The organism is Lichenibacterium ramalinae, from assembly GCF_004137085.1.
Taxonomy (GTDB): domain Bacteria; phylum Pseudomonadota; class Alphaproteobacteria; order Rhizobiales; family Beijerinckiaceae; genus Lichenihabitans; species Lichenihabitans ramalinae.
Window position 1 is genome coordinate 179,056 of sequence record NZ_QYBC01000012.1, and the last position, 11,177, is coordinate 190,232.

The following is an 11,177-nucleotide window of genomic DNA, read 5'->3' on the forward strand; positions in this document are numbered from 1 at the left end:
GGGAGCGGGCGGCGCCATCAGGGCAGGGTCTTGCCCCGCATGGTCTGGGCGTAGCGGGACAGCACCTCGTTGCCCTGGGCGACGGCGTCGTCCATGGCGGCCTGCATGTCCTTCTTGCCCGTGAAGGCGGCTTCGAGCTCCGAGCGCACGATGGCGCGGATGCTGGTGTAGTTGCCGAGGCGGATGCCGTGGGTCAGTGGGCCGACCGGCGAGGCGGTCAGCGACGCGATGGCGACCTCGCGGCCGGCGTGTTTCGGGTCCTTGTAGAAGCCGTTGTCCTCGACGAGCTTCTGCCCGGCGGTCGTCACCGGGATGTAGCCGGTGTTGTCGACGATGTATTCTTCGCCCGTCCTGGGCGCCGTGACGTATTTCAGGAAGGCCGCGGCGGCCTCGTATTCGGCCGGCGACTTGCCCGCCATGACCCAGAGCGAGGCGCCGCCGATGGTGGAGTTGTGCCGTTCCTGGCCCTTGTACACCGGCAGCATGGCGACGCCGAAGTTGAGGTCGGGCTTGGCGACCGCCTTGATGGCGGAATAATCCGCGATGGAGTTGAGGTGGGACGCGCAGACGCCGTTGGCGAAGGCGTCGCGCTTGTTGACGCCGCTCGACAGGGTGACGAGCTTGGCCTCGCCCCGGTCGACCCAGCCCTTCACGTCCTTCATGAAGTCGACGAAGATCGTGTGGTTGAAGGTGAGCTTGGCGTCGAGGCCCTTGAAGCCGTTCTCCTCCGTCGCGACCGGCACGGCATTGATGGCCGAGAACTGCTCGAGGATCGGCCAGGGATCGAAGTCATGCGCGAAGGGGCACTCGACGCCGGCCTTCTTCAGCGCCGCCAGGTCCTCGCCGAATTCCTCCCAGGTTTTGGGCGCCGCCGTCTTGCCGATCTTGGCCCAGGCATCCTTGTTCCAATAGAGCACGGCCGTCGAGGAATTATACGGGAAGGACCACATCGTGCCCTGCGACGTGCCGTAGAAATCGCGGATGGCCGGGTAGTAGCTCTTCCAGTCGATGCCGAGCTTGAAGTCCTGGTCGAACTTGTCGGCCGGGTAGACGGCGCCCGACAGGAGGAAGTTGACGGTGCCGGCGTCGTAGACCTGCACGATCGTGGGCTGCTGGTGGGAGCGGTAGGCGGCGATCGTGTTCTGCTCGGCCTTGTCGTAGCCGCCCTGGCCGACGCAGACGGCCTCGTACTTGTCCTGCGCATCGTTGAACAGCTTGCACTGGTTCTGCACCACGTCGCCGAGCTGCCCGGTGAGGCCGTACCAGAATTCGAACTTCTGCCGCCCCTCCGCCTGGGCGGCGGGCGTGCCGAGGATCAGAAGCGTGGCGGCGGAAGCGAGGAGGGCGCGGCGCATGGGCGAAGTCCTGACGGCTGTGGTTTCGGCGGCTCGGCCCTGCGGTTAGCGGCTCCCCATGACGGTCCGCCGAAGATGATGTGACGATCGGGTGAAACCGGGCGGCGGGCCGGGGCCTGGACAGGGCCGTCCCGCTCCGACAAGGGGTGGCGGACCGCAGGCTCCGCCGATTCGGGAACCCCATGCCGCCCACCGTCGACGCCATGCTGCGGAGCCTCGCCCCGCTCGACCCCGACCTTCACGCCGAGGCCCTGTCGGGACCGCCCGATCCCGCCCGGCACGACGCGCTCGCCGCGCGGGTGCCGGCGCTGGCCGGGCTCGTCTCCTCGCAGGCAGCCGACCCGCCGGCGGTGCCCTCCGTGCTGCGGGTCGCCGCCTGGAACGCCGAGCGGCTGAAGCACCTCGCGGCCTCGGCGGCCCTGCTCGACCGGGCGGGCGCCGACATCGCGCTCCTCAGCGAGGTCGACCTCGGCATGGCGCGCTCGGGCAACCGCGACACGGCCGCGGTTCTCGCCGCCCTGCTCGGCATGGACCACGTCTACGGCGTCGAATTCGTCGAGCTCGGCCTCGGCGACGCCCGCGAAACGCGCTGGCACGCGGGGGAGCGCAACGCGGCGGGGTTCCACGGCAACGCCATCCTGTCGCGCTTCCGCCTGGCCGACGCCTTCATGGTGCGGCTCGACGACGGCGGTGCCTGGTTCGGCGCGGCGGCGAGCGCCGCGCAGCGCCGTCTCGGCAGCCGCATGGCGCTGGCGGCGCGCCTCGCCGACGCGCCCCGGCCCCTGTGGGTCGTCGAGGTCCACCTCGAAAGCCGCAGCACGCCCGAGCTGCGCGCCGCGCAGATGCGCCGCCTGCTCGCCGCCCTTTCGGAGCGGATCGGCGACGCGCCCTGCGTGATCGGCGGGGACCTCAACACGCTGGCGCTGCCGCGCGGCGACGCCCTGCCCGAGGCGGCGCTGCGCGATCCCTCGGTGCTGGAGCCGCTCTTCGCGGCCGCGGCGGCGGCGGGCTTCGCCTGGGCCGGGAGCAACACGGCCGACGTCACCAGCCGCACGCGGCCCGACGGCGCGCCGCTGCCGCCCTTCACCCGGATCGACTGGCTTCTGGTGCGCGGCGTTTCCGCCCGGGCTCCCGCCACCGTGCCGGCGCTCGGGCCGGACGGGCTCGCGATCTCGGACCACGACCTCGTGGCCGTGACCATCGCGGCGCCATGAAAGCGCCGGGACGCCTCGCGACACTGTGCGGCCTCCCGTGATGGAACCCATGCCGCAGCCGACATCATCCCTGCCCGCCCTCGCCCTCGCCGCCGCACTCCTCGGCCCGGCGATCCCCGCCCGGGCGGCGGAGCGGGTCGACGTGCCGGTGCACCTGACGGTGCTGCCGGACGGCGACCCGCGCTATTCCGTGCCCGTCACGGTCGGCGGCGGCCCGCCGGTCGAGGCCGAGCTCGACACCGGCTCCTTCGGGCTGCGGGTGCTGAAGGGCGCCCTGGAGCCCGGCCGGTACCAGGCCACGACGCAGCACCGCAGCTACGCCTTCGGCGGCGGCGCCAAGTTCGACGGCGTCCTGGCCCGCGCCGTGGTGGGCATCGGGCCGGCGCTGACGGGCGCGCCGGTGCTGTTCCACCTCGTCGAGCGCGTCGCCTGCGCCGAGGGCAGGCCCGAATGCGCGGCCGCCAAGGTCAAGCCCGAGGACTACCGCATCGCCGGCGACGGCATCCCGGGGCAGGGCTTCCAGGCCATCCTGGGCCTGTCGCTGCGCCGGGCGGCCAGCGACGACAGCGCCCAGAACCCGCTGACCGCCGCCGGCCCCCGCAGCTGGATCCTGACGCTCCCGCGGCCGGGCAGCGCGGAGCCGGGCCACCTCATCATCGACCCCGACGAGACCGACCGCGCCGGCTTCGCCCTCGTCAAGCTGAGCCCCCAGGCCGACCTGTCGAGCCACCTCGCCGGCTGGGCCGATGCCGCGCTGGCGGGCTGCCTCGTCGAGGACGGGGGCGAGCGCTTCTGCGGCCGCACCCTGCTCGACAGCGGCGCGCCCGGCCTGTCGGTCGCCACCGACACGGTCGGGGGCCCGAAGCCCTGGGGCGCGGGGCGCAAGGCCAGGATCGAGATCGGCGGCGCCGACGGTCCGCTGAGCGTGCCCTTCACGTCGGGCGCCGATTACGCCAGCCGCGTGCTGCTGCACCCGCGGCGCGGGCCGGAGGGGAGCGCCGAGATCAGCGTCGGATCGCTGCCCTACCTGTCCTACGCGGTGCTCTACGACGCCGAAGCCGGCACGATGGGCTTCAAGCGGCGTGACCCCGCGGGGCCGTGAGCCGGGGCTCCGAATTCCCGCCCGCGACCCTGTCCGAGTGGATCCCGCGCGCCCCGCCCCTTAATGGGCGTGGAAGCGGTCGAGTTCGGCCTGGGCCAGGGCGCGGTTGGTGCGCTCCAGGCGGAAGGCCAGGACGCGCATCATGGCGATGCCCATGTCGGGGAAGCTCTTCAGCAGCCCCATGAGCTGGGTCTTGCCGATGACCAGCGTTTCGCAGGACGTCGCCGCCGTGACGGTGGCGGAGCGGGGCCGGTCGCACAGGATGGCCATGTCGCCGATGAAGTCGTTGCGGCCCACGGTGGCGACCTTCACCTCCGTGTCGCCCGCCTTGACGAAGACGTCGGCCGATCCCTTGACGATGACGAAGGCGCGGTCGCCGACTTCGCCCTCGTTGCAGAGCACCTGCCCGGCGTCGAACTTCAGGCGCTGGGACGCGAAGGCGAGGAGCTTCAGCTTCGACGGGTCGACGGAGGCGAAGATCGGGACCTCGCGCAGAACCTCGACGTCTTCCTTCAACAGGCTCACGGCTCGTTCCCCCTGACCTTTCGAGAGCCCGCGGTGAGGCTCGCATCTCGGACCCGGCGCGCGTCGGTCACGCGGAAGCGCGCATCGGCTCTCGCTCGTCCTGGCGGGGGACGCCCTCGGCGTCGCCTTGGGCCGAGTCCGACGCGACCCTGCCGTTCTCCATCTGGACCACGCGATCGAAGTGGTGTGCCAAGCCCTCGTTTTCCAGGTTCCACAGGATGCCGAAGCCCGGCCGGTCCGCCGCATCCCCCCGGCTCGCCGCCACGATGCGGCCCACGATGGCGTCCTGGCTGGCGGGGTCGAGCTGCATCAGCCCGCGGTGCACCAGCAGCAGGTCGGGCCGGCGCAGCAGCGCCCGCGCCATGGCGAGCTTCTGGCGCTGGGCGGCGCCCAGGCGCTTGCCGCCCGAGCCGATGTTGAAGGACAGGCCGGTGTGGAACACGATGGGGCGCAGGCCGAGTTCGTCGATCGTGGCCCGCACGGCGGCCGCCACCCGCGACTCGGCCTCGGCGATGCCGAAGGCGACGCGGCCCATGAGGACGTTGTCCTTCACGCTGGCGGCCTCGTTGTAGAGGTCGGGGTGGTAGAAGGCGATGGATTGCTGGTCCTCGCCGAGCGCGTCGTAGAAGGCGCGGCGGGCGTCGAGCAGGCTCAGTTCGAGGTCGCCGGTGAGCAGGCCCAGGCGGTCGCGCGGCTCGATGTAGCCGAAGGCGAGGTCGAGGAACACGGCCTGGTCGCCCGAGGCCGCCTTGGCGAAGCCGCGCGAGCCGACGCGCTTCAGCGCCGCCTGGTAGTCGGCGAACTGGTCGGGCGCCATGAGGCTCAGCTGCTCGAACAGCGGGCTGTCCGCTTCGAGCCCGTCGAAGACTTCGAGGATCGTCGAGGCGATGTCCTTGCCCATGGCGAAGAGCGCGGCGTCGAGCTGGTGCTCGGCCAGGACCTGGCGGACGATCGGGTTCGAGCCGAGCTGGCGAAGGCTGAACGTGTCGTCGAGCGGGGTGCCGAAGATCAGGTTCTCGCCGATCGTCGACTGCGAATTGTAGTGTTCGGGGTCGAAGGGCTCGACGAGCCCCGTCATGCCGGCGGCGTCGAGCTTCTCGCGCAGGATGCCGCGCGCCTCGACGAAGCGCTCGGCCGCCTCGTCCCACATCTCGGAGATGCGGCGGTTCAGGCCGAAGGCCAGGATGTCGTGTTCGAGGTCGACCATCACCAGCGCGTCGCGCATGCGCTCGCCGAGGTCCTCGAGCCCGGTGGCGCCGGCGGCCTCGTAGTCGATCCAATCGGCCGCGACGTCGAGGTTGTTGCCGCGCGACTTGATGATGTCGTAGCGGCCCGGGGCGCCGGGCGGGCGCCGCGTGTGGCGGATGCCGAACAGCATGGCCTCCTCGATCGTCCCCTGCGGGAAGAAGGTGTCGACCCCGGCGAAGGAGATGCGCCGGCCCGTCAGGGCGACGGGCAGGTCTTTCAGGTCCGTCTCGCCGATGGTGACGCGGCCGCCGTCGAGGACCTGCAGCCGGGCCAGGACCTCGACGATCGTCTCGGAGCCGCTGCTCGTCCCGCCCTCGAGCGCCACCACGTCGCCCACGCCCATGCGGAAGGTGGCGTTGTCGAGCAGCCGCGTGCCGTTGCTGTCCGCCACCGTGGCGTTGGACAGCGCCACCTCGCCGGCGAGATGGGGCAGGGGCTCGTCGGCATCCGGCGGAGGCAGCAGCTCCACCGCCGGATCGACCGAGAACTGCTCGATGATCTGCTCGTATTTCACCTCGACGTCGAGCCGCTGCTGGTCCCAGTCGATGAGGTCCTTCACCGGCGACGGCAGGTCCTTGTAGGCCGAGATCACCGCCACGAGCTGGCCGATGTTCAGCGTCCCCATGATGGCGAGGAACCCCCCCACCATGTAGAACAGGAAGGGCGTGATCTGCGCCAGCAGGTTGTTCAGGAACTTGACGAAGAACTTGCGCTGGTAGAGCTCGAACCGGATGCCGAAGATCTTGACGAGCCGGCTGGCGAGGTCGGCCCGCTGGAAGTCCGAGGCGTCGTTGGTGTGCACCGCCGTGATGCCGTCGACGATCTCCCCGACGACGCCGGCGAGGGCGCGCGATTCCAGCTGGCGCTGGCGGCCGAGGATCAGCTGCCGGCGCCGGAGCCGCGGGATGACGAGGCCCTGCACGACCAGAAGCGTGATGGCGATGAGCCCGAGGAACGGGTTCTGCACCAGGATGAAGACGATGGCGGTGGCGATCTGGCCGAGGAGGAACACGGGCTGCACGATGGCGTCGCCGATGAAGCCGCCGAGCGGTTCCACCTCGTCGCGGATCATGGTGGCGACCTCGGCGCCCTTGACGCGCCGGAACTCGCTCAAGGGAAAGCGCAGCACCCGGTCCATCAGCTCGTAGCGGAACTGCCCGAGCATGCGCTCGCCGAGCCGCCCCTTGTAGAAATTGATGTAGTACTTGAACAGCCCGTTGATGATGACCAGCAGTAGGAAGGCCCCGGACAGCATCACCAGCGACCAGATCCGGTCGAGGTCGAAGCCGTGCAGCACCTCGACGAAGCCTTCGCGCTTCAACGCGGCGGGGACCGGGATCTTCAGCTGGAAATAATGCTGGGTGGCGCCTGCGGTCTCGAAGCCCTTGGCCTGGATGGGGCCGTTGACGATGTATTTCGGGAGGTCCAGCATGAGGAAGCTGAACGGCATCGAGGCCAGGATGATGAACAGGATCCAGATCTGCTCACGCCGGGTCTCGTTCCAGATATAGCGGAAGAGGCTGGCCTCCATGCCGTGCTTCGCTCCGGCCCGGCGCATCGTGCCGGGAAACAGGTGTGGGCCGGCATGAGCCGAACCCTGCCATCATCGGCCCAAGTGCCGTCCAGGGCAAGCGCCGTGTGGGCGGGGTTCGGCTCCGAACTCGGGTTGGCGTGGAACCGTCGGAGCGCCCTTCTCCCGCTGGCGGGAGAAGGTGGCGCCGCGCAGCGGCGTCGGATGAGGGTGGGGAGCCCCGCCCATCGTCGGTGCATTGACGCTTCGTGGCGTTCAGCACCCCTCATCCGGCGCTTCGCGCCACCTTCTCCCCACAGGGGAGAAGGGCGAAGCGGCGCCGTTGACCTGAATTCGGAGCCTTGGGGCGGGAGGGCCGGTTCGGCCCGACCCCGTCGACCCGATCCTCGTCAACCCATGCCGAGCCGGCGCTCCACGGCGAGCCGCGTGAAGGTCGCGCCGTCGAGCGACGGCCCCGCTTCGGGCGGTGGCATGTCGAGCGCCCGGTCGACCGCCCGGGCGAGCCCGGCGGGGTCGAGCGCCGCCTCGTCCACCACCACGGCGAGGCCGCGGGCTTCCAGCAGCGCCGCCCGCCGCGCCTGCTCGGTCTCGCCACCCTCGGCATAGGGCACCAGGACGGCGCGGCAGCGCGCCGCCACGAGGTCCGCCACCGTGTTGTAGCCGGCCTGGGAGATGGACACCTGCGCCCGGGCCAGCCGCGCGGCGAGGTCCGGGACGAAGGCCCGCACCGTGACGCCGCCGTCGCGGTCCGGCGGCGCGGGCAGGTCCGCCGCATTGGGGCCGGCGAGCACCAGCCAGCGCGCCCCGGCCAGGCGCGTGAGCGGGCGGGCCGCCAGCGCGGCCGCGAGCAGCCTCGCCCCGACCGCGCCCCCGCCGACCGACACCACGACGTCGAAGACCTCGTCGTCGGGCGGCGGCACGGGGCCGTGCAGCAGCCCCTCGTGGCGGGGCCCCACCAGCCCCGTATAGGCGATGAGGTCGGCGATCTCGGCGGCCTCGGGAAAGGACGCGGAAAGCGGGGCGAGGCGCGGGTCGCCGTGGACCAGCACGAGGCCGATGTAGCGGCGGATCAGGTCCAACGTTTCCGCGCGGCGCTCGGGCCGGGCCTCCTGCAGGATGTCGCGCACCGAGCAGGCGATGAGCGGGCGATGGGCGGCCGCGACGGCGCGCTCCAGCAGCGGGATCAGTTCGAAGCGCATGGCCCGCCGGCCGAACGGGAAGGCTTCGACCAGCACCACCTCGGGCACGAACGCGTCGAAGCAGCCCAGCAGCAGGTCGCGGCGCTCCGCCTTGTCCTGCGGCCCGAAGGGGCGCCCGTCGGGGTGGACGAGCGACGAGAAGCCTGCCGGCCCCGCCTTCACCGGCGGCAGCACGAAGAGGCTGATGCCGTCGGGCAGGAGCCCGGGCGGCAGTTCGCCCCCCACCACGAGCAGCACCTCGAAGCTGTCCGCCAGGGCGGCGGCGATGCGGCCCGCCCGGACGAGGTGGCCGATGCCGAGCAGGTGCTGGACGTAGAACAGGACGCGGGTCTGCATCGGCGGGCTATTCGGCCGCGGCCGGCGCGGCGTCCCGGGCCGGGACCTCGCCGAAATAGCCCGCCAGCGTGTCGAGGCTGGCGGCGGAATCGAAGTCGCGTGCGACGCGCGCCTGCCCGGCCCGCCCCAGGGCGCGGCGCCGGTCGGGATCGCCGATCAGCGCCAGGAGGGCCCCCGCCAGGGCTTCGGGATCGTCGGGGGGCACGAGGCGGCCGTTGACGCCGTCGCCGATCAGCTCGGGCACGCCGCCGACCGCGGTCGACACGCAGGCGAGGCCCTGGCTCTGGGCTTCCACCAGCACGTTGGGCAGGCCGTCGCGATCGCCGTCGCCCGCCACCCGGCAGGGCAGGGCGAAGAGGTCGGCGGCCCGGTATTCGGCGAGGACGGCGGCCTGGTCGCGCGGGCCCAGCCAGGCGATCCGGCCGGCGATGCCGTGGCGCTCGGCGCGGGCCTCGAGCGCGGCGCGTTCCGGCCCGCCCCCCACGTGGGTCAGCCGCCAGTGGCGGTCCGGCGGCAGCCGGGCGAGGGCGTCGAGCAGCACGTCGAAGCCCTTCTTCTCGACCGCGCGGCCGACCGCGAGCAGCCGCACGGGGTCGTCCGGGTCCGCGCCGTCGCGCCGCGGCCGCAGCAGGGGCAGGGGCCGGAACCGGTCGAGCGCGAGGCCGTGATAGCCGAGCCGCACCGGCCGGTCCGCCGGCGCCAGGGCGGCGAGCCGGTCCCGCCCGGCGCGCGTGCAGGTCACGGTCCAGCGGGCCGCCGCGAGCTTGCCGGCGAGCTCCCAGTCGGGCGAGGTCCAAATGTCCTTGGCATGGGCCGAACACGTCCAGGGCAGGCCCGTCACCAGGGCCGCATAGGCGGTGACGCTCGCCGGCGTGTGGATGAAATGGGCGTGGAGGTGGGCCGCCCCGGCCGGCAGGTCGTCGACGAGCACCAGGGCCTGGCCGAAGCGCCGCAGGCGGTTGCGGGTCGGGTCGCGGCGCAGGTCGGCGAGGAAGCGCCGCAGCGCCGTGCCGTAGCCGGGACGGCGGCGGACCCGCCACCAGGCGCCGAGCACCCGCAGGGGGGCGTCGTGCAGGTATTCGGGCAGGTAGGCGACGGGCGCCCGGATCTCGCCGTGGACCGGATGGACGCTGTCGTCGGTCGGGCGGCGCAGGGCGACGATGCGGATGTCGAGGCCCCGCCGCTCGAGGCCGAGGATCTCCTCGGCGATGAAGGTTTCCGACAGCCGGGGATAGCCCTTGAGGACGAAGACGTGGGGACCCGTCACGCTCCGGTCCCGCGCTCGAGGCGGGCGCGGCGGGGCGGCCCCCCGCGGGCCGCCATGATGCGGCCCACGAGGTCGGCGATGCGGTCGAGCCCGCCGAGGTCGAGGCCGGGCGCGGCGCGGGACGGGACGGCGCGGCGCGGGAGCGCGCGCAAGGCGGCGGCGAGGCGGGCGGGCTCCGCCGCCTCCTCGGGCCGCAGCATGTCGACGAGCCCGAGGGCCTGGGCGCGGCGGGCGCGGATCAGCTGCTCCTCGCGCGGCTTGACGCGGGGCACGATGAGGGCGCGCTTGTCGAGCGACAGGATCTCGCAGAACGTGTTGTAGCCCCCCATGGCCACCACGCCGGCCGCGCTTTCCATCAGGATCTCGGGGCGGTTGTCGAAGTCGATGAGGTGCAGGGCGCGGTGCGAGGCGGCGCGGCGGCGCAGGTCGTCGCGCTCCTCCGCCTTCATGAAGGGGCCCAGCACCATCACGACCGGCCAGTCGAGCGTCGGGTCGTGGTCGTGGGCGGCGATGACCTGGTGCATCAGCTCGGCCCCGTCCCCGCCCCCACCCACCGTGACGAGCAGGGCGTCGGGCGGCATGGCGGCGAGGGTCGGGGTCGGGCCGCTCGGCACTTCGCGTCGCAGGAACCCGGTCCAGTCGAGCCGGGCCCGCAGCCCCGCCGGGGCGTCGAGGCCCATGAGGGGATCGTGGAAGTCGCCCGGGCCGTAGACCCAGACGGCGTCGTAGAGCGCCTCCATCTTGGACAGCACGTCGGCCCGCGCCCATTCGGCGGCGAGCTGGGCGGGCGAATCCATCACGTCGCGCAGGCCCAGCACCAGGGTGGCGCCGCGCGCCTTCAGCCAATGCAGCGTGGGTTCGAGTTCGCCCCGCAGCCCCAGCGGCTCCTTGTCGACGATGAGGATGTCGGGGACGAAGCTTTCGGCCGTGCTCTGGATGACGGAGCGTCGCAACGCCAGCGTGTCGTCGAGGTCGGTGTGTTCGGCCAGCGGCGTGTATTCGCCGTTGTAGAGCTTGATGACGCTGGGGATCTTGAGGAAGTCGACCCGGGTGCGGAACTCGAAGGCCCCGGCGATGGAGGAGCCCGACACGATGAGCACCTGCAGGCCCTTGAACCGCTCCACCAGGGCATGGGCGATGGCGCGGCAGCGACGGAGATGGCCGAGCCCGAACGTGTCGTGGCTGTACATGAGGATGCGGGCGTGCCGGAGCCGGTCGACCGAGTGAAGCATCCGTGATTGACCCCGTCCGCACCACGTCAGCATGGGGCACATGCGGCCTCCCGCCGCGTCACGATAGCGGGCCGCGCCGGGGCTGGCTAGATGTGGAGCCTCAATAGGTTGTCCTTGTCGAGTGCGAGGCGGCTGACGGGTGGTTTTGCGCCGAGGCTCGTGTGTGGC

Annotated in this window: 8 protein-coding genes; 2 read left to right on the forward strand and 6 right to left on the reverse strand. The window is 72.2% G+C overall.

Going from position 1 to position 11,177, the window contains the following annotated elements; all coding sequences use genetic code 11:
- Positions 1 to 17: 17 nt before the first annotated feature.
- Positions 18 to 1,355, reverse strand: a complete 1,338-nt coding sequence (locus D3272_RS15515) for an extracellular solute-binding protein (RefSeq protein ID WP_129220107.1) — start codon at positions 1,353 to 1,355, stop codon at positions 18 to 20.
- 182 nt (positions 1,356 to 1,537) lie between these two features.
- On the opposite strand from D3272_RS15515, the gene D3272_RS15520 reads away from it, so the two are divergent.
- Together D3272_RS15520 and D3272_RS15525 are read left to right on the forward strand one after the other, a co-directional pair.
- A complete protein-coding gene (locus tag D3272_RS15520; protein ID WP_129220108.1) occupies positions 1,538 to 2,569 on the forward strand; it encodes an endonuclease/exonuclease/phosphatase family protein in 1,032 nt (343 codons plus the stop codon).
- 49 nt (positions 2,570 to 2,618) lie between these two features.
- On the forward strand, positions 2,619 to 3,671 hold the full coding sequence (locus tag D3272_RS15525) for a hypothetical protein (RefSeq protein ID WP_129220109.1): 1,053 nt from the start codon (positions 2,619 to 2,621) through the stop codon (positions 3,669 to 3,671).
- Positions 3,672 to 3,731: 60 nt separating this feature from the next.
- On the opposite strand, the gene D3272_RS15530 is transcribed toward D3272_RS15525, so the two are convergent.
- The 5 genes from D3272_RS15530 to D3272_RS15550 form a co-directional block, all read right to left on the reverse strand.
- Entirely contained in the window at positions 3,732 to 4,196 is a 465-nt protein-coding gene (locus tag D3272_RS15530) for a Crp/Fnr family transcriptional regulator (protein ID WP_245496593.1), read from the reverse strand.
- Positions 4,197 to 4,263: 67 nt separating this feature from the next.
- Positions 4,264 to 6,975, reverse strand: a complete 2,712-nt coding sequence (locus D3272_RS27980; protein ID WP_165361372.1) for an ABC transporter transmembrane domain-containing protein — start codon at positions 6,973 to 6,975, stop codon at positions 4,264 to 4,266.
- 389 nt (positions 6,976 to 7,364) lie between these two features.
- Positions 7,365 to 8,510, reverse strand: coding sequence for a glycosyltransferase family protein (locus D3272_RS15540; RefSeq protein WP_129220112.1), 1,146 nt, complete (start codon positions 8,508 to 8,510; stop codon positions 7,365 to 7,367).
- A 7-nt stretch (positions 8,511 to 8,517) separates the two neighbouring features.
- Entirely contained in the window at positions 8,518 to 9,777 is a 1,260-nt protein-coding gene (locus tag D3272_RS15545; RefSeq protein WP_129220113.1) for a glycosyltransferase family 4 protein, read from the reverse strand.
- Complete coding sequence (locus D3272_RS15550) at positions 9,774 to 11,009, reverse strand: glycosyltransferase family protein (protein WP_129220114.1); 1,236 nt, start codon at positions 11,007 to 11,009, stop codon at positions 9,774 to 9,776. The genes D3272_RS15545 and D3272_RS15550 overlap by 4 nt, the downstream gene beginning before the upstream one ends.
- Between the last annotated feature and the right edge of the window lie 168 nt (positions 11,010 to 11,177).

Excerpts from the sequence above, each read along its gene's own strand:
- D3272_RS15515 (WP_129220107.1), bottom strand. The coding sequence starts at position 1,355 with ATGCGCCGCGCCCTCCTCGCTTCCGCCGCCACGCTTCTGATCCTCGGC.
- D3272_RS15520 (WP_129220108.1), top strand. The coding sequence starts at position 1,538 with ATGCCGCCCACCGTCGACGCCATGCTGCGGAGCCTCGCCCCGCTCGAC.
- D3272_RS15525 (WP_129220109.1), top strand. The coding sequence starts at position 2,619 with ATGCCGCAGCCGACATCATCCCTGCCCGCCCTCGCCCTCGCCGCCGCA.
- D3272_RS27980 (WP_165361372.1), bottom strand. The coding sequence starts at position 6,975 with ATGGAGGCCAGCCTCTTCCGCTATATCTGGAACGAGACCCGGCGTGAG.
- D3272_RS15540 (WP_129220112.1), bottom strand. The coding sequence starts at position 8,510 with ATGCAGACCCGCGTCCTGTTCTACGTCCAGCACCTGCTCGGCATCGGC.
- D3272_RS15550 (WP_129220114.1), bottom strand. The coding sequence starts at position 11,009 with ATGCTTCACTCGGTCGACCGGCTCCGGCACGCCCGCATCCTCATGTAC.